This is a genomic window from Roseiterribacter gracilis (assembly GCA_018332375.1).
Taxonomy (GTDB): domain Bacteria; phylum Pseudomonadota; class Alphaproteobacteria; order BOG-932; family Roseiterribacteraceae; genus Roseiterribacter; species Roseiterribacter gracilis.
Map to the genome: position 1 here is coordinate 3,733,863 of BOPV01000001.1, position 22,141 is coordinate 3,756,003.

Below are 22,141 nucleotides of genomic sequence, written 5' to 3' on the forward strand. Positions count from 1 at the left end.
ATCAGAGATCAAACAGACGCGCGTTCGCCTTCGCCCGGCATCGGAACCTTGATGCCGCTCTCGCTGTATTCTTTCAGCTTGTTGCGCAGCGTCCGGATCGAGATGCCGAGAATGTTGGCGGCATGGGTACGGTTGCCGAGCGTATGGGTCAGCGTGCCGAGAATGAGATCGCGTTCGACCTCAGCGACGGTGCGGCCGATATAGCCGGCAGCAGCCAGCGTCTCGGTGTTCTTCGCGTCGCTGGCATTGGTCGTGACCTGCGCCGGCGCAGCAGTCGGCGAGGCCGCAAGCGGACCCGACGTCTGACCGCCCTGGAGCAGGATTGCTTCCGGTTCGATCGTATCGGCCGGCGACAGCAGCACCGCGCGATGCATGGTGTTTTCCAGCTCGCGCACGTTGCCGCGCCAGGCATGCGTCTTCAGCTTGTTCACGGCGTTGTCGGTCAGCGCCTTGTAGCCGACTCCGTTCGACGCCGAATATTTGCGTGCGAAATGTTCGGCCAGTGCCGGAATGTCGTCGGGACGCTGGCGCAGCGGCGGCAACGCGATCTGCATCACGTTGAGCCGGTAGTAGAGATCTTCGCGGAACTCGCCGCCGCGCACGGCGGCTTCGAGATCGCGGTTCGAGGTTGCGATCAGACGCACATCGACTTTGACCGGGCTGTTGCCGCCGATCCGGTCGATTTCGCGTTCCTGAATCGCGCGCAGCAGCTTGGCCTGCAGGCGTGGTGCGATTTCGCTGATTTCGTCGAGCAGCAAGGTGCCGCCGGTCGCTTCTTCGAATTTGCCCAGACGGCGCGCGACGGCGCCGGTGAAGGCGCCTTTCTCGTGGCCGAACAATTCGCTTTCGAGCAACGTCTCGGGGATCGCCGCGCAATTGATTGCGACGAAGGCGCCGTTGGCGCGCCGCGACTTGCGGTGGATCCAGCGTGCGACGACTTCTTTGCCGGTTCCGCTTTCGCCGGTGATCAGCACCGTCGCGTCGGCCGGCGCAATCTGATCCGCCAGCTTCAACACCGTCTTCATCGCCGGATCGCGGAACACCAGCGCGTGCGTTTCTTCCGAAACGGCTTCCAGCACCGCGGCGATCAACTGCGCGTCCGGCGGCAGCGGCAGGTATTCCTTCGCGCCGGCGCGGATCGCGCGCACCGCAGCCTGGGTATCGGTGCCGATGCCGCATGCGACGACCGGCAATGCGATACGCTCGCTCTTCAGCGCTTCAACCAGCTTGGCCACGTCCAGCTTGACGTCGACCATGACAAGGTCGGCGCCTTTGCCGTTGCGCAGCGCATGCAGCGCCTGGTCGATTGTCTCGGCGTGCGCGACTTTGGCGCCGCGATCGAGTGCAATACGACCGGCTTCGGTGATGTAGCCCAGAAGCGTGCCGACGATCAGCAGCCGCATGGTGTGTACCCTCGAAGAACGGAGACGGTGTTAGCCGCGATCCGACTTGATGATTTCGGTCATCGTCACGCCCAGTCGATCGTCGACGACGACGACTTCGCCGCGCGCGACCAACCGGTTGTTGACGTAGATGTCGATGGCTTCGCCGACCTTGCGGTCAAGTTCCACGACCGCGCCGCGACCCAGCTTCAGGAGCTGGCTCACTTGCATGGTGGATTTGCCGAGGACGGCAGAAATCTGGACCGGGATGTCGTAAATCGCATCCAGTTCCTTCGGTTCGCCAAAGCCCTCGAACTCGCTCGAGGACTGCATTGGCGACCCGGGCATTTCCAGATCGGTGAGGGACAGGTTTTCAGTGCCGCTCATCGCGGATCTCCTTGATCTCAGGTCGCTTGGGTTGGGATCGACTCAATCGCGAGTCGTTCGATGGCAGCCAGGACGATTGCGACGCGTCGTTCAGCGCCGCCATCGGCCCATTCCACGCGCACATCGCTGGGCGCGAAATTCGGTTCCGAGAACATCACGACCTTGCCGTTGAAGTGACGGGCATCGGTCAGGGTTGCGATCCGCTCTTTCAGCGGCTCGAGCATCGTCTCGTGCACCCGCACGACGAGGCGCGGCTCGTCATAGCGTTCTTCGAGACATTCGTTCAGCAGCCGCTCGGCTTCGTCGAGCGCCGCTTTGGCCGCAATCGCCGGCGCGAGCTTTTTCAGCATCGCGAGCGCCAAGGTCACCGCATCGCGCTGGAAGTTGGCGTCGCGCTTTGCTTCCTGGCGCGACAGGTCCGACAGATGCACTTCGATCGCGGCAGCCAGGCCGGCGATCTGTTGCAGCAGACCGGTTTCGATTTCACGTTTGCCGACTTCGACGCCGTGGCCGTAGGCCTGCTGCTTCGCAGCCGCCAATTCTTCTTCCGAGAAGCTCGGCGGCGGCGGGGCGCTTTCGACCAGACGCAGTTCGACGATCTTGCGATCGATCTCGTCGAAATCGTCGAAGGTGAAGGACGAGGGCATCAATAGATCACCTCATCATCCTGACCGCCTTCGGCCAGGATGATTTCGCCGCGCGCGGCCAGGTCTTTGGCGGTGGCGACGATGAATTGCTGCGCTTCGTCCACGTCGCGCAGGCGCACCGGGCCCATCGCGTTCATGTCTTCCTTGAGGATCTTCGCCGCGCGTTCCGACATGTTCGAGAAGAACAGGTTGCGCAGAATTTCCGACGCACCTTTGAGCGCCAGCGGGAAGCGCGTCTTGTCGACCACACGAATGATCGTCTGGATCGCCGACGGATCCAGCTTCTGCAGATCCTCGAAGGTGAACATCAGCGCTTTGATCTTCTCGGCGCTGTCGCGGTTGCGCTCTTCCAGTGCGGCCAGGAACCGGTTCTCAACCGCACGGTCGAGATTGTTGAAAATCTCGGCCATCATCTCGTGGCTGTCGCGGCGATTGGTGCGCGCCAGGTTCGACATGAACTCGTTGCGCAACGTGCGCTCGACGTCGTCCAGAACTTCCTTCTGCACCGCCTCCATGCGCAGCATGCGCATGATGACTTCCATCGCGAAGGTTTCCGGCAGCTGGCTCAGCACGCGGGCCGCGTGGTCCGGCTTGATCTTCGACAGCACGACCGCAACCGTCTGCGGATATTCGTTCTTGAGGTAGTTGGCGAGAACCTGCTCGTTCACGTTGCCGAGCTTGTCCCACATGGTGCGACCTGCGGGACCCCGCAGCTCTTCCATGATGGTGCCGACTTTGTCCTTGCCCATCACCTTGAGCAGAAGACGCTCGGTCGCCGCGATGCCGCCGACGATCGTGCCCGTCGACGACATCTGTTCCGCAAACTCGGCAAACAGACGTTCGATAATCGACGACGACACCGAGCCCAGGTTCGACATGGTCTGCGCGATTTCGCGGACCTCTTCGTCGTCCATATGCTCGAACAAACGCGCCGCGTTCTCTTCGCCCAGTGACAGGGCAAAGATCGCCGCTTTTTCGGGACCGGTTAGTCCCCGGTAGTCCTCACGGACACGCGCCATGGATGCTTACGCCGTTACGCTAGAATTGTGCTGATCAGGTCTCTTGATACATCCAGCCGCGGATGATCGAGACGGCTTCGTTCGGATGTTTCTCGACGATCTCGCCGATCTTGCGCAGCGACGATGCGCGCACGCGGCCTTCGACCTGCTCCATGTCGATCATCGTATCGGGCTCGGGCTCGCCAGGTGCGCCAGGCGTACCATCGGGGCTCGGCAGCGCCTGCATCTGCTGGGTCTGTTCGGCCAGCAGGCGTTCGCGCTCCAAGCGCTGCTGTTCGGCGTGCTGCTCGACTGCCGCCAACATGCGCGACAGGAGCGGACGAACCACCAGCAACATGACCAGCACGCCGATCACGCCCAGCACGGTCAGCTCGGCGATCTTCATCAGATCCTTCGAGGTCAGACCGAACAGCGTGTTCTTGGCTTCGGCTTCGAGCGCTTCCGAGATTTCCTGCGCGAAGCGCATGTTCGCAACCGACACCGTGTCGCCGCGCTTCTCGTCGAAGCCCGAAGCGCTTTTCACGATGCCTTCGATTTGCGTCATCTCTTCCGGCGCGCGCGGCTGGTATTCCTGGCCCTGCGCACCCTGCGTGTAGGTGCCGTCGATCAGCACCGCCACCGAAAGCTTTTTGACCTGCGGGCCTTCTTTGATGTGGCTGCGCTGGGTCCGGCTGATTTCGTAGTTGTTGGTTTCTTCGGTCTTGCGCTGCTGGTTGGTGCTGCTCGGGCCGCCGGCGCCGGCTTGCTGGTTTGCGCCCGGCAGGTTGTTCGCGACCGTCACGGCCTGTGCTGCCTGGCTTTCGTTCGACGTGGTCGACTCTTCCGAGCTCTGGCTTGAACGCAGCACCTGCGTCGCCGGATCGAACGAGTCGGTGTTCGTCGTAATGCGGTCGAAATCCATGTCCGCATTGACGGTAACTTTGACCTTGCCGTAGCCGACGACGCGGCTGACGAGATCCTCGATCGAACGTTGTGTGCGCAGCTCGTAGCCGCGGCGCATTTCGTCGGCGTTGGCGCTGAGGCCAGCAGCCGAATTCGGATCGTCACCGCCACGCGCCAGCAGATTACCCTTGTCGTCGACCAGCGAAATCGCGCTGGGCTTCAACTGCGGCACGGCAGCGCCGACGAGATGTTGAATGGCGCTGATCTGTTCTTTCGACAGCGTGTTGCCGCCGCGCAGCTTCACGAAGATCGAGGCTGAAGCCGGGCTTTCTTCACGGCTGAACAATTCGCGGCGCGGCATCACCAAGTGCACGCGCGCTGCTTTGATCGGTCCCAGCGCCGCGATGGTGCGCGACAGCTCGCCTTCCAACGCACGCAGCTGGTTCATGTTCTGCATGAACGCGGTGGTGCCGAAGCTCTGCTGCTGGTCGAAGATTTCGTAGCCGATCGAACCGCCGGCGGGCAGACCATCCTGCGCCAGCTGCATGCGGATTTTGCCAACCTGATCGGCCGGGACGAGGATCTGTGTGCCTTCCGGATTGATCTGGAAGGAGATCTGCATCTGATCGAGCTTGCGGGTGATCGCCTGACCATCCTGGGGCGACAGCTCGTTGTAGAGCAGGGTCATCGACCCGCCGCCGATGCGCGTCGTCAGATAGACAAAGAAGGCAACGAGGCCGACTGCAACCAACGCCATAACGGCAAGGCGGGCAGCGCCAAGATTGCGCAGCATCTGGAGGAAGGCGTTCACGCGAGGCTCCGGTCCGAATCAGCGAAGGAAATCGGTCTAGGGCGCGTGTTCTACCGCCGTCGTGCGGATCTCGCATCGGAAGAGTAAAGGTGCGGTTAAGCCGGGCAAGTTTTGCCCACTACGCCGGCTCGGTGCGGTCCTGAGTCGGGGCCAGTCAGCCCGCGGCCGGACGCTCGCGAGTCAACGAGAAATACTGAAGTTCGCGCCCGAAGAGCCGGCCATAATCGCTGCTTTCGGCAACCTGCTGAATCGTCGTCTTGGGATCGGCGAGCAGGCGGCGGGCTTCGTGCAGCCCGTCCAGGGTCCCCTGGTCGAGATCTGCCAGCGAGGCGATCACGGCGTCGTAGGCTGCAAGGACCTCGGCGACGTCATGCACGTCGCCGCGCTCGTGCCGCCGGACGGCCTCGACCAGCGTCCGGGCCAGCGCCTCTGAGGCGACATTCAACGCCGGGTCTCGTTCCCAGGGAGCGGCGAGATGGTCGACGAAGTTGTGCAGGTTCCGGTTGTAGGCGTCCCGGAATTGAGCGTTGTCGTCGGGCGAGACCTCGAGCGACTTGTACCAGCGCCATTCATCGGCAAAGCGCGGCGCCGAACTAAGCACCGCAAACTCGGCGCCCAGCGTGTCGAGAACATCCATCATCGACAGCGCAATGCCGCAATACGCCGGATTCAGCGGGTTATCGAGCACCCAATCGCCGTGCGGGCGCGACATCGCCTTCATGGTTGCGAGGTGTGGCCCATAGGCTTCGACCAGCAGGTCGCGGCGACGATCGAAGTCGGTTTCGCCCGCGACGAGGCGCAGGCCGAGGCTCTTCCGGATCAAATTCGGCATCAGCCCCAAGGGCGACTGCGCGGTGACCACGAGCGCCCCGCCCAGCCGGACGAAACCACCAAGCTTGGCCAGCAACGCGATCTCTTCGGACGAATTGCCGAGCCAGCTTTCGCAGATCACGACGTCGAACGCGGTTGCCGGATCGTAGGCCTGCAGCATCAGCGGCACGATTTCGGGCTTCGTGTGCGCGAAGCCCGGATCGCTATACAGCCGTGCAATGACCCCGCGCGCGGTCTCGTTCGGCTCGACCAGCGTGTAGGTGTGCGGCTTCAGGCTCGCGACATAGAGGCTGTTGTGGCCGCCGCCCGGAGCGACTTCGAGGACGTTGCGATCTTCAAACGCCGACGGCAGCAACCCGAGAAGGCGATAAAGCGCGCCACGCCGCGCGAAATGGCGCGACAGGTTCGAAATGTCCTGGTGCACGGGCGAGATCGCGTGTGCCCGGTAATATTCGAGATGCGTGTGCACGGTTGCTCTTTGGTCCAGCTGCGAGGTCGCAGTGAGAATGCACCTAGGCCGCGGGCGCAAGCCAGGGGCGGGCAGGTTCGTCGGCGACGCGCGCGATCCGCTCGATCACCTTGTCGTTGGCGGCCAGCATATGCGTGCGAAGCCGGCCCAGCCCGGCGCGAAGTTCGTTGGGATCGTGCGCCTGCAACGCCGCATCGACCGTCTGCGGATTGACTTTGCTCACCGTGATTCCGGCGCGGTACTCGCGCACCAACTGGCTCACGAACGACCAGCTATCATCGAGAATCGGCGGCAGGCCGGCGCTCAGATAGCCGGTAAAGCGGTTGCAAACGCTGACGCGCCGATCGATCTGCGCCGGCGGATCGACTTCGCACATCCAGCCGAAATCATAGCCGCCCAGGCGGCTCATCAGATCGGGATAGGACAGGCGCGGATGATAGCGCACCGCGCCGGTCGCATATTTGGCCTCGTACGACGCGTATTCTTCCTGCGCGAGCGGCACGTGCAGCGAGTTGAACAGATCAATCTCGTAACGGCCGGTCGCGCCAAGTTGGTCGAGCACGTCGAGGAAGACGAATCCGACCTGGGTCATCGACGCCAGCACGTGCAGGGGCAGCAACACGCCGGCAAAGGCAAGACGGCGAAGTTCGGTCGCGGGCCGCTGCTGTTGTTCGCCGGCCATGCGGACCTGCGGAAAGAACAATTCGTAGGGCGATGACAGGCTTCCGACGATGCGGTCCCATTCCGGTCCGCCGCGCTTGGAGATGACCAGATCGGTGCTTTCGAATGTTGCCAGTTCGCACAGCCGCATCATGCGCAGGCTGGTGTCGTCCAGCCCGAACAGGTCGAGCGCATCCTGGTCCCGCCAGCTCGCGCTGACGTCATAAAACTCAACAATGACACGCACATCTGGCACGCGCGCCTTCAGATACATCGGAATGTAGTTCTTCGAGAGCAGGCCCAGCCGCACATACACGACGCGCGGCCGCACACGGCGAATGACGTCGACCAGATCATCGATCGATTCTTGCAGATCCAACCATGCATAGCCGGGAATGCCGGTCGCTGTTTCGACGCGCCCCATATAGCAAACCAACGTGCGATCGGGCGGGAACGGACCGGCAAGTTCGGCATCGCCGACGATCGTGTTCGAATGCGTCGTGACGACGATTGCATCGAACGAACGATCCGGCACGGGGCGCGGCGGGCGCGCGGCGACCAGGCCCTGATACGCGTCGGAACTGTAGATCGGTTTGATGCGGGCAGGGGCGACGCCAGCGGCGACGAGCTGGCGCGTCATCTCGGGCTCGAACGACGTGTGCGACAGCAACACGTAGTCGAACTTCTCTGCCGCAGCTTCGTCCGGCGTGACGACGGGCAGGCCATACACTTCGCGCCGCGTGGCAGCGAGCCGGTCGACCAGCGCGCGAACGCGAATGTCGGGGCGGGCTTCGAGGTCGGCGAGCAGGCCAGGCGTGTGCAGCCCGGCGCCCGACACGAGAATGTCGCCGCCGGGCAGATGGTCGCGCACGAAGCTGCGCCGCACGGCCGGATCGCGCGCCGCGCCGTACCAGGCCTGTAGACGATTCACCTGGGAAGCGGCCTCGGCGAACGCCGCCGGGCCTGCATCAATTCCACATTCGAGCCAGTGCTCGGCTACTCGATCTGATCCCATGGCGCGCACCATGGCCATGTCCGTTTAACCGGCAATTAATCGTATCGGACCGAGTTTCCCCGCAGATTTTGGGGAGCGAAGCGGATGTCGGCGGATGGTGGAGACGGCCTGGACCTCGTGACCGGCGGGGCCGGATTCATCGGCAGCCATCTCGTCGATGCGCTTCTCGCCGCCGGGCGTCGGGTCCGGGTCATCGACAATCTCGCGGTTGGCCGCCTCGCCAACATCGAAGGCCACGTCCAGGCTGGCCGGGTCGAGTTCGTACAGGCCGACGTCGCCGACCAGCGCGCGATCGCGCCGAGCTTCGACGGCGTCCAACGCGTCTTTCACCTCGCCGCCTTGGCCGACATCGTCCCGTCGATCAATTCGCCGCGCGATTATTTCCACGCCAATGTCGACGGCACGATGTCGGTGCTCGAAGCGGCGCGCGCAGCCGGCGTGCAGCGCTTGCTCTATGCCGCGTCGTCCTCTTGCTACGGTTTGGCGAAGACGTTTCCGACACCGGAAGACGCGCCGATCGACTGCCAGTATCCGTACGCGCTGACCAAGAATATCGGCGAGCAGCTGGTGCTGCACTGGTCGCAAGTCTACCGGCTGCACGCGACGGCGCTGCGTTTGTTCAATGTCTACGGCCCGCGTGCGCGCACCTCGGGCACATACGGCGCTGTGTTCGGCGTCTTTCTCGCGCAGCTGCGTGCGGGCAAGCCGCTCACCGTTGTCGGTGACGGCAAGCAAGGCCGCGACTTCACCCATGTGCGTGACGTTGCGCGTGCGTTCGTCATGGCTGCGGAACGTGCGCCGGCGGGATCCGTCTACAATGTCGGCACCGGCAATCCGACGTCGGTGAACCGCATCGTCGAACTGCTCGGCGCGACCAAGGTCGAACATATTCCGCGCCGCCCGGGCGAACCTGATCTGACGCAGGCTGACGCAACGCGTCTGCGCCGCGACGTTGCCTGGGCGCCCCAGGTCAGTATCGAAGAAGGTGTCGCCGGCATGCTGGAGACAATCGACGCCTGGCGTGACGCGCCGGTGTGGGATTCGGCCAGCATCGCGCGGGCGACCGAAAGCTGGTTCAAGTTTCTCGGCAACGAGGAGCGCGCATCGTGAGCATGCCCGCAACCAACGTCACCTCGCTCCATCTTCCGGCCGACAAAATCCGGACGCTCGACCAGTTGTCGGCGGTTCTCGAAGGCGAGCGCCGTGCCGGTCGCAAGATCGCGTTGGCGCACGGCGTCTTCGACCTCGTTCATCTTGGTCACGTGCGGCATCTGCAGGAAGCGCGCTCGCTTGCCGACATTCTGGTCGTGACGCTGACCAACGATCCGTTCGTCAACAAGGGCCCCGGCCGTCCCGTCTTCACCGCCGCGCTGCGCGCCGAGATGCTGGCCAATCTCGCGCATGTCAGCTTCGTCGCAATCAACGACGCGCCGACGGCAGAACCGGTGCTGCGTGCGGTGCGCCCCGACTTTTACGTCAAAGGGCCCGACTATGCCGACGAGAGCGCCGACATCACCGGCGGCATCGTCACCGAACGCCGGCTGGTTGAATCGCTGGGCGGACGCATCGTCTTTACCGACGACATCACCTTCAGCTCGTCGTCGCTGATCAACCAGCATCTCGGCGTCTATGACTCGGAGCTGCAGGCCTATCTCGAGACGCAGCGCAAAGGCGGCACGCTCGACGCGATCCTCAAGCAGATCGATCTGCTGCAGAATCGTACGGCGCTGCTGGTCGGCGATGCGATCATCGACGAGTACCAGTACGTCAATCCGATGGCCAAGGCGCCGAAGGAAAACATGATCGCGACCCTGTTCCAGGGGCGCGAAGTGTTTGCCGGCGGTGTGATCGCAGCCGCCAATCACGTCGCGGCATTCTGCAAGCAGGTCCGCGTCATCACCTGCCTCGGCGACGACGATCCGTACGAAGACGTCGTGCGTGCTGCAGCCAAGCCGAATGTCGATGTCGAGATCATTCGCGTTCCCGGTCGGCCGACGACGCGCAAATGCCGCTTCGTCGAAAGCGGCTACATGCGCAAGTTGTTCGAAGTCTATCACATGGACGACTCGCCGCCGCCGCCTGCGGTCAATGCGGCGCTTGTCGCAGCGCTGCACAAACATGCCGGCGCCTATGACTGCGTGATCGCCACCGACTTTGGCCACGGCATGTTGACGACCGAGGTGCGTGACGAGCTGCAAAAATCGTCGAAGTTCCTCGCGGTCAACACGCAGACGAACAGCGCGAATTTTGGTTTCAACCTGGTCAGCAAATACAGCCGTGCCGACTATGTCTGCATCGATGCGCCCGAAGCCCGCCTTGCGACCGGCGACAAGAACGGCCCGATCGAAGACGTGATTTCGATCAAGCTGCCGGACCTAGTGAAATGCCGGCACATGGTCGTGACGCACGGCAAGAATGGCTGCCTGACCTATGACGCGGATAGCGGCCTGCATCGCATTCCAGCGTTCACCAAGCAGGTGGTCGATACGGTCGGCGCCGGTGACGCGTTCCTGGCCGCGACCTCACCGTTGGTTGCGATTGGATGCCCGATGCCGCTGGTTGGTTTCGTCGGCAACGCGGCCGGCGCGATCAAAGTCGGCATCGTCGGTCATCGCCGTTCGATCGAGAAGCCGGCGCTCGTGAAATTTATCACCGCTCTGCTGAAGTAGCTCATGGACCGGACCCAAACATATTTCGCCACACTCGGCTCGATGGCGAGCAAGGTCGTGGCATCGCAGACGGCCGGCACACAACTGGCGCTTGACGCCGCGCTCGGCGCGCTGGTCGATCGCGTGCGGCAGGTGCACGACGCGGGCGGAAAGATCATGTTCGTCGGCAATGGCGGCAGCGCCGGCATCGCGTCGCACATGACGACCGACTACGCCAAGAACGGCGGCTTTCGCGCAGTCTGTTTCAACGACGGCGCGCAACTGACCTGTCTCGCCAACGATCTCGGCTACGAGAACGTGTTCGCCTATCCGGTCGCGCTGCATGCGCGGCCCGGCGACATGTTGATCGCGATCAGCAGCTCGGGCCGGTCGGCCAGCATCCTGAACGCCGTCGCCGCGGCGCGGAAAGCCGGCTGCTACGTCGTCGGCTTGAGCGGGTTTCAGCCGGACAATCCGCTGCGCGCGCTGGGCGACGTGAATCTCTATGTTCCCGACGATTCCTACGGGTTCGTCGAAATCACGCATCTCGCGCTCTGCCACGCCATCCTCGACTACGCGATGGGATGGACCGGCAAAGCAAACAAGGACGAAGCAAATGGCGCTTGAATTTCCCTCGGTGCTCGTCACCGGCGGGGCAGGGTATGTCGGTTCGGTGTTAGTCCCGAAGCTGCTCGACGCCGGCTATGCGGTGAACGTGCTCGACCTGTTCATTTACGGCGACAATGTTTTTGGCGACGCCGACAACCATCCGCGCCTGACCAAGATCAAAGGCGATCTGCGCGATCGCGCGACGGTCGAGCGCGCCGTCGCGCACTGTGACGCGGTCATTCACCTTGCGTGTATTTCGAACGACCCGTCGTTCGATCTCGACCCCGGCCTCGGCAAGTCGATCAACTTCGACTGTTTCCGTCCGCTGGTGCAGGCGTCGAAAGACGCCGGCGTGCGTCGCTTCATCTATGCCTCGTCGTCGAGCGTTTACGGTATCAAAGAAGAAGAGAACGTCACCGAGGATTTGGCCCTCGAACCGCTGACCGATTATTCCAAGTTCAAGGCGATGTGCGAGGAAGTGTTGGACGCCGAGCGCACGCCCGGTTTCGAAACGCTGACTCTGCGTCCCGCAACCGTGTGCGGCTATGGCCGCCGGTTGCGCCTCGATCTTTCGGTCAACATTCTGACCAACCACGCAGTCTGCAACGGAACGATCAAAGTGTTCGGCGGCACGCAACGGCGCCCAAACATCCATATTGAAGACATGACGGATCTGTATCTGGCGTCGCTGGTTGCGCCGAAAGAGAAGATCGACGGTCAAGTTTACAATGCGGGCTACGAAAACCAGCGCATTCTCGACATTGCCGAAACGGTGCGCGACGTTGTCGGCCGCGCAACCGGCCGCAGCATCGAGATCGTTACGACGCCGACCGACGACCTGCGCTCGTATCATATTTCGTCGGATCGTATCCGGACGCGACTTGGCTTTCAGCCGCGCCGGACGATCAGCAACGCGGTCGAAGATCTCGCCGACGCGTTCGCGGCCGGACGCGTGCCGAATTCGATGGAAGATCCGCGGTACTTCAACATCAAAATGATGCAAAGCATCTCACTTCGGTGAGCGTCTTGCGCATCGGTCTCGACTTCGACAACACGATCGCAAGCTACGACGAACTGTTTCTCCGTCTCGCGACCCGGGAAGGTCTGTTGGCACCGGACTTTGCCGGCGACAAGCGCGCGGTGCGTGATGCGGTTCGTGTCGGTGCCGGTGATGGCGCCTGGCAGTTGTTGCAGGGGCGGGCCTATGGCCGCGAGATCGCGGGCGCGAAGCTGTATGACGGCGTGATCCCGTTTTTGGAAACGGCGTGCGCAGCCGAGCACGAGCTGTTCGTGGTCAGTCACAAGACTCAGTTCGGACATGGCGACGATGTCGATCTGCGCCACGCCGCACTGGATTGGATGGAAACGGTCGGCTTGTTCGATGCTGGCAGGACCGGCCTTTCGCGCGACCGCGTCTTTTTCGGCGCGACGCGCGACGAGAAGCTGGCCCGCATCGGCGCGCTCGGTCTCGGCATCTTCGTCGATGACCTGCCCGAAGTTCTGCTCGAACCGACCTTTCCCAGCGCGACCGAACGCTGGCTGTTCGATCCGGGCGGTCGGCATGTCGACACGTCGCGCCTGCGCCCGTTCCAAAGCTGGGCCGCGCTGCGCGACGCGCTCGCCGGGACTCGTGTGCATGGCTGAGCTCGACGTCGCGGCGATTGCGGAACGGTTGGTGCCCGGCACGCTGCAGGGCTGGTCGCCTGTGCGCGTTACCGGCAACAACCGCGTGTTTCGGATTGCGAGCGACACCGGCACGTTCGCGCTCAAATTCTATCCTTCGGTGGGGCGCGATCGCGACGAGCGGATCGAGCGCGAATTCGGCGGCCTGGGTTTTCTTACGGCGAACGGCATGTCGGGAACGGTTCCGACGCCGGTGGCACGCGACGATGCGGCAGGCGCTGCGCTTTATAGTTGGCTCGACGGCGAACCGCTGGCGCGCTTTGACGGCGTGATCGTGGATGCGCTGCTTGCGTTTCTGCACGATCTGCACGCGCTGCGCGGCATGCCGAACGCGCAGGCAATTCCGGATGCGCGCGAAGCGACGCGCACGCTTGCAGAATTGCTGGGGCAGGTCGAAGCGCGGCTCGCGCGGCTGCGCATGTCGCCCTGTCTGTTCGATCGTGCGCAAGCATGCCTCGACACGGCCGAGCACGCCTTGGCTGCTGCACGTCGCGCGGCAGAGGCCGCCTATGAAGCGGCGAAGCTCGATCCTGCCGCAGTGATTCCCACGACGCAGGCGACGCTGTCGCCGTCCGACTTCGGCGTGCACAACGCCGTCCGCTTGCGCGACGGGCGGATCGGCTTCGTCGATTTCGAGTATTTCGGCTGGGACGATCCGGTGAAGCTGACCGCGGACACGTTGTGGCATCCGGCGGGTTCGCTGGCGAACGACTCGCTTCTTGCCGAACGCTTCCGGCGCGGGGCTGCGTCGGTGTATGGCGACGCCGCCTATCACGCGCGGCTTGCGGCGCAATTGCCAATCTTCGGCCTGCGCTGGTGCTGCATCTGCCTCAACGAATTCCTGCCCGACCGCCTGGAGCAACGGCGTCGTGCCGGCGAACTGGGTGGCGAATCTGAAATCCTTGAACGTCAGCTTGTGAAAGCCGAGGGCATCCTTGCCCGCGTGCGCGAGATGCTGGCGTCGACTATGGTGGACGTATGAATACGAATGGACCTGAGGGGACGCCCCTCGATGAGCGGTCGATCTATCTGCGATCGCTCGTGATCGATTCGCTCGAAGGCGGCGGTCGCGGGCATGTCGGCTCGACGCTGTCGCTGATCGAGATCATTCGCGTGCTCTATGACGACGTGCTGCGCGTGCGGCCGCAGGAGCCAACCTGGCCCGATCGCGATCGCTTCATTCTGAGCAAAGGGCACGGCTGTCTCGCGCTCTATGCGCTGCTGGCCGACAAGGGCTTCTTTCCGCTTTCAGAGCTGCGCGAACAGTGCAAGGCCGGCGCGATGCTGGGCGGTCACCCGGAACGCGGCCACACGCCCGGCGTCGAGGCCTCGACCGGTGCGCTTGGCCACGGCCTGTCGATCGGTCTCGGCATGGCGTTGGCGGCGCGCATGCAGGGACGCAACTCGCGCGTCTTCGTTGCGATGGGCGACGGCGAGCTCGACGAAGGTTCGGTCTGGGAAGGTGCCATGTGCGCCGCCAAGCACGGGCTTTCGAACCTCACCGCGATCGTCGACTACAACAAGCTGCAATCCTACGGGCTGAAGCGCGACGTGCTGAATATCGAACCGCTCACCGATAAATGGGCTGCGTTCGGGTTCGAAGTGCGCGAATGCGACGGACATGCGATCGGCGCGCTGCGCGAGGCACTGCGCCCGTCGACCAGCGGCAAGCCGGTCGTCGTAATCTGCCACACGCTCAAGGGAAAAGGCCTGAGCTTCGCCGAACAAAATCCGAGCTGGCACCACAAGGCCAAGATCGGTGTCGAAGACGTCGCACGCATGCGCGGTGCGCTGGAGACGCAGGCATGAGACAGACGTCGCTGAAAATGGTCCACGAACTGGCGCGCAAGGATCCGCGCGTCCTGTTCATCGGATCGGATCTTGGTGCCGGCACCTTGGCCGACATGAAGAAGGAATTTCCCGACCGGTTTTTCATGGAAGGCGTCTGCGAAGCCAACATCATCGGCATGGCGGCCGGCCTGGCGATGGAAGGCTACGTTCCGTACATCAACACGATCGCGACGTTCCTGACCCGGCGTTGCTTCGAGCAGGTTGCGATCGATCTGTGCCTGCATGATCTGCCGGCGCGGTTGATCGCCAGCGGCGGCGGGCTTGTCTATGCACCGCTGGGGCCGACACATCTCGCGATGGAAGACATCGCGATCCTGCGCGCGCTGCCCAACATGACGATCGTCGCACCGGTCGATGCGGAAGAGATGGTGCGCGTCATGGAAGCCAGCCTCGACTGGCCGCACCCGATGTATATCCGTCTTGCCAAAGGCGGCGACCCGGTCGTGTCGCGCGCAGAAAACGGATTCGAGATCGGTCGCGCCATCCAGATGGCCGAGGGATCCGACGCGCTGATCGTCTCGACCGGCGTGATGACGACGCGCGCGCTGGAAGCGGCGCGTTCGCTGGCGGCCGACGGCGTTGCCGCGGCGGTTCTGCACATGCACACGATCAAGCCGCTCGACGCCGAGGCGCTGCTGCGTCTCGCGTCGGCGACGCGTGCGATCGTTACGGTCGAAGAACATCTCGCCAGCGGCGGTCTCGGCACCGCGGTGCTGGAATGTGTGTCGGATGCGGGTCTTGCCAAACGCGTTCTGCGCATCGGGCTCGGCGATGTGTTTCCGGAAGGCTACGGCTCGCAGGAACATCTGCTGCAAAGCAACGGGCTGACGGCGGCGCGTATTCGCGACACCGTGCTGACCGCGATCGGCGGACGCGCGTCGTGAGCGAGGCCGCGGCAGCGCCGTCGTTCTGGAACGCAGCCGAACAGGCGCTTGCGGACCGGTTCCTGCGCGAAGGCTATCTGATCGAGCCAGTCGAAGATCGCGACGCGCTGGATCGGATTCGCCAGCTTCTGGCCGATCGTGCCGCGGCGGCGCTCAACCTGAAGCAGCCCGACGATCATGGTCACTTTCTCGATCGTATCGGCGAGGTGGTCGATGTTGCGCGGCTGAACGAGTTTCGGCTGCGCGTGATCGGCGATCTCAACGCGGCTGCATGGGCGCGGCCGGCGTATTTCTCGATCGCGCGCCGCAAGATCGAAACGATCGCGGGCAACGAGCTGGCGATGCAACGCCGCCTGAATCTGTCGATCCAGTTGCCCGGCGACGACAGCTCGCTGCTGCCGGTCCATGCCGACGTGTGGTCGGGCGACTCGCCGTTCGAAATCGTGCTGTGGACGCCATTGGTGAATTGCTACGGCACCAAGGCGATGTACATCCTGCCGCCCGAGCCGGCAAAGCGGCTCGAACGCGAACTACATGCGTTCAAAGGCAAGAGCAGCGAAGACATCTACCGCGCCTTCGAGAAGGACGTGATCTTTCTCGAAGTGCCGTACGGGCATTGCCTGCTGTTCAACCAGAATTTGCCGCACGGCAATCGCGTCAACGACGAAACCGAAACGCGCTGGTCCATCAACTGCCGCTTCAAGGGCGTGTTCACGCCCTATGCCGACAAGAAGATCGGCGAGTTTTTCGAACCGATCACCTTGCGTCCGGCCAGCCGTATCGGACTCGCCTACGAACTGCCGGGCGGCTTCGATGGCTGAAGGGGCGGGCTATCGCGGCTATGTCGCGTCGCGTCCGATCCTGGGCAACCGGACGCCGCAGCACGTGCAGAATCTCGTCATTCGCGACTATGCCGCGCGTCGCGGCCTGCGCTACCTGCTGAGCGCAACCGAATATGCGATGCCTGGCAGTTCGATGATGCTGGAAAGCGTGCTCGACGAGCTCGACGCGGTCGAGGGCGTGATCGCTTATTCGGTTTTCATGCTGCCGGAGTCCAGCACGGCGCGCGCAACGATCTTCCGTCGCATCATCGAAGCGGGCAAGTCGCTGCACGGTGCCGTCGAAGACGTGCGCATCGCGACCTATGACGACGTGCAGCGCGTCGAAGAATGGTTCCAGGTGCAACGCGCCGTGGCGACGCCTTGGGGTGTGAAAGAGACCTGACATGGCGATCATCGATTTCGTGCAGCCGCTCCACAGCTCGACCAAGCGCGACTACGTGCAGCGCGTCGTCGAGCACGACAAGGCAGAATGCGCCGCAGTGGCGCGCCAGTTCGGCGCCGACTATTGGGACGGCGACCGCAAATACGGCTATGGCGGCTATCGCTATGACGGGCGCTGGCGGCCGATCGCCGAGCGGATGGCCGAACATTACGGCCTGCGCGCCGGCGACCGCGTGCTCGATGTCGGTTGCGGCAAAGCCTATCTGCTGTACGAGCTGCAGCAGGTCGTGCCCGGCCTGGTCGTCGAAGGGATCGACATTTCGGCCTACGGTATCGCGAACGCCAAAGAAGAAATGCGCCCGTTCCTCAAAGTCGGAAATGCGACGTCGTTGCCGTACGAGGATGGAAGCTTCGACTTCGTCGTGTCGCTGACCACGTTGCACAATCTCGGCATCGCAGACCTGTCGCAGGCGTTCCGCGAAATCCAGCGCGTCGGCCGCTCGCCGCGCAAATATGTGATGGTCGAATCGTTCCGCAACGAGCGCGAGAAGGCCAACCTGCTGTACTGGCAACTGACCTGCCTGTCGTTTCACGATCCGGATGGCTGGTCGTGGATTGCGCAGCAGGCCGGCTACGACGGCGACCTGGGCTTCATCTACTTCGAATGAAGGTGCGCACATGAAAGTGATTGCGCCCGACTGCTACGGCGCGGACGAACGGCTGGTCATTGCGACCGCCGAAGATCTGGCGACGATCCGGCAGGATGCGAAAACTGGTGCACGCGGCCGTTCGCGCCTGTGTGCGCATCCGGATTCCAGCGTTCCCGTGCATGAGATGCTGATCGCGCACACGGCCGACGTCTATGTCCGGCCGCACCGCCATGCCGGCAAGGACGAAAGCTTGCTGCTGCTGGAAGGCGAGATCGACGCGTTGTTTTTTGCCGATGACGGAACGGTGCGGCAGCGCACCGCGATGTCGGCCTATGGCGGATCGGCGCCGTTCTACTATCGGATCCCGCCCGGCGTGTGGCACGCGATCATCATTCGAAGCCCGCTCGCCGTCTTCATGGAAGTCACGGGCGGTCCGTTCCGGCGCGAAGATACCGAGTTCCCGACCTGGGCGCCGGACGGCAACGACCTCGCCGCGGCACGCGCGTGGGTTGCCAGCCTCGGCGCCGCATCCGTCTGAGCAGGCACGCTTGTTACGCCTCGGAATTGCCGGCGTCGGCAGAGTCGGCCAGATCGCGCATCTCGCGCATTACGCCGCGCTGCCCGATCTGGACATCACGATTGCGGATCTGCGTCCCGACCTCGCAAACGAAGTCGCGCAGCGCTACGGCGTGCGCGCAGTCGTCGATCATCATGCGCTGCTGGCGCAGGGATTGGACGCGCTTGTCGTCGTCGTGCGCCGCGAAGCGCTGGGGCCGATCGTGCTCGACGCGTTGGCAGCCGGCGTTCCGGTCCTGTCGGAAAAGCCAGTGGCGATGACGCTCACCGACGCCGAACGGTTGCGCGACGCCGCGATCCGGCATGGCGTATTGTACGCGGCCGGCTACATGAAGCGCAGCGATGCAGGCGTCGCCCATGCGCGCGACCTGCTGCAACGACGCCGGCAAGATGGTGCCTGGGGGGCATTGGTGCGCGTCGAGGTATGGAGCGAGGCCGGCATCGACGGCGCGCAACCGCAGACGGTCGCGATGACCGCAGAAGCACGCCCGTCGGGACTCGAAACCTGGGAAGCGGCGCCAGACTGGCTGCCGCCGTCGCTGCGGGGCGCGTACGAGGAAACGCTCAACGTCCACAGCCATGCGACGAATCTGGTGCGCTGGATGCTGGATGCGCCGCTTGCGATCACAACCGCCCAGCGCGACGGCGCGCTGGTCACAGTGACGGCGCAGGCGGCCGACATCCCGGTCGCGTTCGCGCTGCGCGACGATCGACGCAGCAGCGCCTGGTCGGAAGGCGCGTCGTTCGTCTTCGCAGGCGGAACGCTTCGGCTGGACCTGCCGGCACCGTTTCTGCCGGCTGCCGCTGCGCGTGTGACCGAGTCGTCGCCCGCAGGCACGCAAGTCCACACCGTCGATGCCGACGGCGGCGCATTCGCGCGCCAGTGCAAATCGTTCGTCGCAGCCGTGCGCGGCACGGCGAAATTTCCCGCTCTTGGAGCAGATGCCGTCCACGACGTTGCGTTCGCGGACGACTTATGGCGCCGTCTCACCGCGCCAGCCTTTCTGGAGACACGTTGATGCCAGCGACCCTCGTCAAGACGATCGAACATTGCCTCATGTGCGCCAGCAGCGCGCTGGTGAAGCGTGTTCCGTTGCGTCCGATCCCGATCGCCACGCCCAACTTCGACGTAACTGCGGCAGGTGCATCCGACGAGGAGCTGCGCGCCGGCGTTCCGCTCGACCTGTGGCAATGCACGTCGTGCGGCCACGTCCAGGTCGGCGCCGAGGGCGATCCCGAGTTGCAATATCGCGACTATGTCTACACGACGTCGTTGTCGCTGGGGCTGGCCGACCATTTCCGCAATTACGGGCAGACGATCGTCCAGACATACGGGCTGCAGCCCAACGACCTGGTGGTCGAGATGGGCAGCAACGACGGCACCTTGCTGCGTGTCTTCAAAGAAGCCGGCATGCGCGTGCAAGGCGTCGATCCGGCGCGCCGTGTCGCCGAACAGGCGACCGAGCGCGGCATACCGACCGTGCCGGAATTCTTCGATGCGCGTCTTGCCGCCGGGTTGCGCGAACGGCTGGGGCCGGCGCGTACGATCATCGCCAACAATGTGATCGCCAATATCGGCGGCCTCGGCAGCGTCGCCGATGGCGTGCGCACCTTGCTCGCGCCGGATGGGATCTTCGTGTTCGAAACCCAGTACGGGCCCGACGTGATCGATCACGTTCTGCTCGACACGGTCTATCACGAGCATCTCAGCTACTTCCTGGCCGAGCCGACGGCGCTTTGGCTGGCGGCGCATGGGCTGGAAGCGATCGCGTTCGAACATATCGCGACCAAGGGCGGCTCGATCCGCGTCGTTGCGCAACTGGCAAACGGACCGCGTCCGATCGACAAGTCGGTCGCCGCATGGATTGCGCGCGAACACGCCGAAGGCATGTTCGACCAGCCCTATTTCGACCGGCTCGCCACCAGCCTCGCGGCAATTCGCAGCGACCTCGCGACGATCGTCGCGCGTGAGAAAGCGGCCGGCCGTCAAGTTGCGGGCTATGGCGTGTCGGTCGGCACGACGGCGCTGCTGCCGCAATTCGACCTGACCGACGAGATCGCGTTTCTGGTCGACGACGATCCGCACAAGCCGCCGACGTTGCGCGGCCCCGACTATGAAATTCCGGTCTGCCGCAGCGACGAACTTGCGGCCCGCGCGCCCGGCACGGTGGTGATCTTCGCCTGGCGCTATGCCGAGCCGATCATTGCAAAGAACAAGGCCTATCTGGCGAACGGCGGCACGTTCATCGTGCCGCTGCCGACCGTGCGCGAGATACGCGGTTGATCTATGCCGCGTTCGCGGCGGCTGCTTCCGCGGTTGCGGCGAGCTCGCCTTTGCCGAAGACGCGGATGAAGGACAGAAGAATGCGGTCGATATGCGACTGCGAAATGTGGAACGGCGATCCGTCGTCGATCCCGAAAAGCTGGCCCGCATGTCCGCCGAACCAGCGCACCATCTCGAACGACGGCCAATAATAGAGATTGGCGATGCCGGTGCGGTCGAGCTCTGCCGCGGCGACGCGCAAGGTCGACTTGGAAATACAGTCGGCGATCACGGCCGACGGATATTCGAACGTTGCTTTGAGCGGGACCGGCGAAACCGTCAACACGACGCAGCAGGACGGGCTGAGCGTGCGCAGTGCCGCGATCATCACCTGCAGGTTGCCGACATTCTCGGCGACTGACGTGGTGCGGAACTCGAACTCGTCGCTCGCCAGCGCAGCCTGAAAGTTAGCGCCGAAGGTCGAGGCAAAGCGGCCATTGTCGCGACGGAAGAAGGCCGGCGCGACGCCCAGCGAAATGATCACCGTATCGGCTGCCGCGATTGCATCGCGTAGCTGAACCCGCCGTTCCGGTCCGATCAGCGTGTCGAACGGTTCGGTTTCCGGACGGTCGGTACCGCTGACCCATTCCAGGAAGTAGCGGTTGCCGTAGGTGTTGTTGATGTCTTCGGCGTAGCGAAGATATTCGGTCGGAACGCCCAGCTTCACCAGCGACCGCGCGATGTTCTGCGCGAAGCACGATCCCAGCGTGAAAACCGGCGTCGTGTTCGACAGGCGCGGTTTCACATCGCGGAAGCCGCCCAGAACATATTCGGCAACGAATTTGTCGAAGTCTTCGAATTCTTTCGCCGCGCGCGGATAGCGCGCCATCTTGCGCTTGGACCGACGCTCGCCGCGCGCAGCAAGGCGATCGCGGTCGATCTGCGCGGCACGATGCTGCGGCACCAGCTCCAGCGCGCGCTCGAGATGCTTGAGCGCCTCGTCTTCGCGTTCGAGTTCGGTCAGCGTCAGCGCGTATTGATAGTGCGTGTCGGCATTGTCGGGCTCAAGTTCGAGCGCACGGCGCAGCGCCGCCTCTGACTCAACTTCGCGCGAGCTGTATTGCAGGGCGGCGCCGTAGTCGCGCCACAGATGTGGATTGTCCGGTTCGATCCGAACCGCTTCGCCAAGATGGAGCTGCGCCTCGGCAAGGTCGCGTGCGCCCGCGACGCGAACGATGAGAGCTTTGGAGCAGGCGTGGCGCGCAGCCGCATTGTTGGGCTGGATTGCGATGGCGCGCTGCAGGAACGGAACCGCATCGATCGAACGCTTGCTGCGCATCAGGCACAAGCCCGCATTCAAGTCGGCGGTCGGATGCCCAGGAACAAGCGCTGCGGTTTGGCGAAAGAGCTCAACCGCCTCGTCGGTTCGCCCCTGTGCTGCGCGCACCAGGCCAAGCGCCTCGAGCGCTTCGGCGTCGTTAGGATTCGCGGCGAGCCGTTCTTTTGCGAGACTTTCGGCGCGCGCAACGTCGTCGCCGGCTTCCGCATGAAGTGCCGTAGCTGCTTGGTTCATGGTGGCAGTCATCGTGTCCGGTTTCGTGCGCAGCATTTTGGCGCCTCGCACGGTTAAGCGCGATTTAACCCTGCGCCG

The 22,141-nt window shown here is 63.7% G+C and carries 22 protein-coding genes; 14 read left to right on the forward strand and 8 right to left on the reverse strand.

What is annotated here, in order from left to right; translation table 11 throughout:
- Positions 1-8: 8 nt before the first annotated feature.
- From flbD to TMPK1_RS18615, 7 genes are all read right to left on the reverse strand, one after another.
- Entirely contained in the window at positions 9-1,403 is a 1,395-nt protein-coding gene (gene flbD / locus TMPK1_RS18585; protein WP_420244925.1) for a sigma-54-dependent transcriptional regulator FlbD, read from the reverse strand.
- 30 nt (positions 1,404-1,433) lie between these two features.
- Entirely contained in the window at positions 1,434-1,730 is a 297-nt protein-coding gene (gene fliN, locus TMPK1_RS18590; RefSeq protein WP_420245688.1) for a flagellar motor switch protein FliN, read from the reverse strand.
- Positions 1,731-1,786: 56 nt separating this feature from the next.
- Positions 1,787-2,416, reverse strand: a complete 630-nt coding sequence (locus tag TMPK1_RS18595) for a FliH/SctL family protein (protein WP_420244926.1) — start codon at positions 2,414-2,416, stop codon at positions 1,787-1,789.
- A complete protein-coding gene (gene fliG / locus TMPK1_RS18600) occupies positions 2,416-3,435 on the reverse strand; it encodes a flagellar motor switch protein FliG (protein ID WP_420244927.1) in 1,020 nt (339 codons plus the stop codon). Before fliG ends, TMPK1_RS18595 begins: the two co-directional genes overlap by 1 nt.
- 34 nt (positions 3,436-3,469) lie before the next feature.
- Positions 3,470-5,128 carry a flagellar basal-body MS-ring/collar protein FliF gene (gene fliF, locus TMPK1_RS18605; RefSeq protein WP_420244928.1) on the reverse strand — a complete coding sequence of 553 codons (1,659 nt, stop codon included), beginning with the start codon at positions 5,126-5,128 and terminating at the stop codon, positions 3,470-3,472.
- A 154-nt stretch (positions 5,129-5,282) separates the two neighbouring features.
- Complete coding sequence (locus tag TMPK1_RS18610) at positions 5,283-6,314, reverse strand: class I SAM-dependent methyltransferase (RefSeq protein ID WP_420244929.1); 1,032 nt, start codon at positions 6,312-6,314, stop codon at positions 5,283-5,285.
- A 157-nt stretch (positions 6,315-6,471) separates the two neighbouring features.
- Complete coding sequence (locus TMPK1_RS18615; protein ID WP_420244930.1) at positions 6,472-8,103, reverse strand: glycosyltransferase family protein; 1,632 nt, start codon at positions 8,101-8,103, stop codon at positions 6,472-6,474.
- Between the two features lie 117 nt (positions 8,104-8,220).
- Here TMPK1_RS18615 and TMPK1_RS18620 point away from each other — a divergent pair, with 117 nt between their 5' ends.
- Genes TMPK1_RS18620 through TMPK1_RS18685 form a run of 14 tightly spaced genes read left to right on the forward strand, consistent with a single transcriptional unit; the run spans position 8,221 to position 20,511 of the window.
- The gene (locus TMPK1_RS18620) at positions 8,221-9,213 is read left to right on the forward strand and encodes an NAD-dependent epimerase/dehydratase family protein (protein WP_420244931.1); all 993 of its coding nucleotides are present in this window, start codon (positions 8,221-8,223) and stop codon (positions 9,211-9,213) included.
- 2 nt (positions 9,214-9,215) lie between these two features.
- The gene (locus TMPK1_RS18625) at positions 9,216-10,772 is read left to right on the forward strand and encodes a PfkB family carbohydrate kinase (protein WP_420245689.1); all 1,557 of its coding nucleotides are present in this window, start codon (positions 9,216-9,218) and stop codon (positions 10,770-10,772) included.
- A gap of 3 nt (positions 10,773-10,775) precedes the next feature.
- Complete coding sequence (locus TMPK1_RS18630) at positions 10,776-11,378, forward strand: SIS domain-containing protein (RefSeq protein WP_420244933.1); 603 nt, start codon at positions 10,776-10,778, stop codon at positions 11,376-11,378.
- A complete protein-coding gene (locus TMPK1_RS18635) occupies positions 11,368-12,381 on the forward strand; it encodes an NAD-dependent epimerase/dehydratase family protein (RefSeq protein ID WP_420244935.1) in 1,014 nt (337 codons plus the stop codon). The genes TMPK1_RS18630 and TMPK1_RS18635 overlap by 11 nt, the downstream gene beginning before the upstream one ends.
- Complete coding sequence (locus TMPK1_RS18640; RefSeq protein ID WP_420244937.1) at positions 12,378-13,004, forward strand: hypothetical protein; 627 nt, start codon at positions 12,378-12,380, stop codon at positions 13,002-13,004. The genes TMPK1_RS18635 and TMPK1_RS18640 overlap by 4 nt, the downstream gene beginning before the upstream one ends.
- Positions 12,997-14,025, forward strand: a complete 1,029-nt coding sequence (locus TMPK1_RS18645; protein ID WP_420244938.1) for a phosphotransferase — start codon at positions 12,997-12,999, stop codon at positions 14,023-14,025. Before TMPK1_RS18640 ends, TMPK1_RS18645 begins: the two co-directional genes overlap by 8 nt.
- Positions 14,022-14,852, forward strand: coding sequence for a transketolase (locus tag TMPK1_RS18650; RefSeq protein ID WP_420244939.1), 831 nt, complete (start codon positions 14,022-14,024; stop codon positions 14,850-14,852). The genes TMPK1_RS18645 and TMPK1_RS18650 overlap by 4 nt, the downstream gene beginning before the upstream one ends.
- Complete coding sequence (locus TMPK1_RS18655) at positions 14,849-15,778, forward strand: transketolase family protein (RefSeq protein WP_420244941.1); 930 nt, start codon at positions 14,849-14,851, stop codon at positions 15,776-15,778. The genes TMPK1_RS18650 and TMPK1_RS18655 overlap by 4 nt, the downstream gene beginning before the upstream one ends.
- Complete coding sequence (locus TMPK1_RS18660; RefSeq protein WP_420244942.1) at positions 15,775-16,599, forward strand: sporadic carbohydrate cluster 2OG-Fe(II) oxygenase; 825 nt, start codon at positions 15,775-15,777, stop codon at positions 16,597-16,599. Before TMPK1_RS18655 ends, TMPK1_RS18660 begins: the two co-directional genes overlap by 4 nt.
- Complete coding sequence (locus TMPK1_RS18665; protein ID WP_420244944.1) at positions 16,592-17,002, forward strand: LIC12192 family sporadic carbohydrate cluster protein; 411 nt, start codon at positions 16,592-16,594, stop codon at positions 17,000-17,002. Before TMPK1_RS18660 ends, TMPK1_RS18665 begins: the two co-directional genes overlap by 8 nt.
- A 1-nt stretch (position 17,003) precedes the next feature.
- Positions 17,004-17,669 (forward strand): class I SAM-dependent methyltransferase, encoded by a 666-nt coding sequence (locus TMPK1_RS18670; RefSeq protein WP_420244945.1) that lies wholly within the window; start codon positions 17,004-17,006, stop codon positions 17,667-17,669.
- A gap of 10 nt (positions 17,670-17,679) precedes the next feature.
- The gene (locus TMPK1_RS18675) at positions 17,680-18,189 is read left to right on the forward strand and encodes a WbuC family cupin fold metalloprotein (RefSeq protein WP_420244947.1); all 510 of its coding nucleotides are present in this window, start codon (positions 17,680-17,682) and stop codon (positions 18,187-18,189) included.
- 10 nt (positions 18,190-18,199) lie between these two features.
- Positions 18,200-19,246 carry a Gfo/Idh/MocA family protein gene (locus tag TMPK1_RS18680; protein ID WP_420244949.1) on the forward strand — a complete coding sequence of 349 codons (1,047 nt, stop codon included), beginning with the start codon at positions 18,200-18,202 and terminating at the stop codon, positions 19,244-19,246.
- Positions 19,246-20,511: a class I SAM-dependent methyltransferase gene (locus TMPK1_RS18685; RefSeq protein ID WP_420244950.1), complete on the forward strand. Its 1,266-nt coding sequence runs from the start codon at positions 19,246-19,248 to the stop codon at positions 20,509-20,511. The genes TMPK1_RS18680 and TMPK1_RS18685 overlap by 1 nt, the downstream gene beginning before the upstream one ends.
- A 1-nt stretch (position 20,512) precedes the next feature.
- On the opposite strand, the gene TMPK1_RS18690 is transcribed toward TMPK1_RS18685, so the two are convergent.
- A complete protein-coding gene (locus TMPK1_RS18690; protein WP_420244951.1) occupies positions 20,513-22,063 on the reverse strand; it encodes a GSCFA domain-containing protein in 1,551 nt (516 codons plus the stop codon).
- Positions 22,064-22,141: the final 78 nt, after the last annotated feature.

What these genes read in the sequence shown, in the direction of transcription:
- flbD (WP_420244925.1), bottom strand. Translation starts at nt 1,403, where the DNA reads ATGCGGCTGCTGATCGTCGGCACGCTTCTGGGCTACATCACCGAAGCC.
- fliN (WP_420245688.1), bottom strand. Translation starts at nt 1,730, where the DNA reads ATGCCCGGGTCGCCAATGCAGTCCTCGAGCGAGTTCGAGGGCTTTGGC.
- TMPK1_RS18595 (WP_420244926.1), bottom strand. Translation starts at nt 2,416, where the DNA reads ATGCCCTCGTCCTTCACCTTCGACGATTTCGACGAGATCGATCGCAAG.
- fliG (WP_420244927.1), bottom strand. Translation starts at nt 3,435, where the DNA reads ATGGCGCGTGTCCGTGAGGACTACCGGGGACTAACCGGTCCCGAAAAA.
- TMPK1_RS18615 (WP_420244930.1), bottom strand. Translation starts at nt 8,103, where the DNA reads ATGGGATCAGATCGAGTAGCCGAGCACTGGCTCGAATGTGGAATTGAT.
- TMPK1_RS18625 (WP_420245689.1), top strand. Translation starts at nt 9,216, where the DNA reads ATGCCCGCAACCAACGTCACCTCGCTCCATCTTCCGGCCGACAAAATC.
- TMPK1_RS18630 (WP_420244933.1), top strand. Translation starts at nt 10,776, where the DNA reads ATGGACCGGACCCAAACATATTTCGCCACACTCGGCTCGATGGCGAGC.
- TMPK1_RS18635 (WP_420244935.1), top strand. Translation starts at nt 11,368, where the DNA reads ATGGCGCTTGAATTTCCCTCGGTGCTCGTCACCGGCGGGGCAGGGTAT.
- TMPK1_RS18645 (WP_420244938.1), top strand. Translation starts at nt 12,997, where the DNA reads ATGGCTGAGCTCGACGTCGCGGCGATTGCGGAACGGTTGGTGCCCGGC.
- TMPK1_RS18650 (WP_420244939.1), top strand. Translation starts at nt 14,022, where the DNA reads ATGAATACGAATGGACCTGAGGGGACGCCCCTCGATGAGCGGTCGATC.
- TMPK1_RS18655 (WP_420244941.1), top strand. Translation starts at nt 14,849, where the DNA reads ATGAGACAGACGTCGCTGAAAATGGTCCACGAACTGGCGCGCAAGGAT.
- TMPK1_RS18665 (WP_420244944.1), top strand. Translation starts at nt 16,592, where the DNA reads ATGGCTGAAGGGGCGGGCTATCGCGGCTATGTCGCGTCGCGTCCGATC.
- TMPK1_RS18670 (WP_420244945.1), top strand. Translation starts at nt 17,004, where the DNA reads ATGGCGATCATCGATTTCGTGCAGCCGCTCCACAGCTCGACCAAGCGC.
- TMPK1_RS18675 (WP_420244947.1), top strand. Translation starts at nt 17,680, where the DNA reads ATGAAAGTGATTGCGCCCGACTGCTACGGCGCGGACGAACGGCTGGTC.
- TMPK1_RS18685 (WP_420244950.1), top strand. Translation starts at nt 19,246, where the DNA reads ATGCCAGCGACCCTCGTCAAGACGATCGAACATTGCCTCATGTGCGCC.
- TMPK1_RS18690 (WP_420244951.1), bottom strand. Translation starts at nt 22,063, where the DNA reads ATGAACCAAGCAGCTACGGCACTTCATGCGGAAGCCGGCGACGACGTT.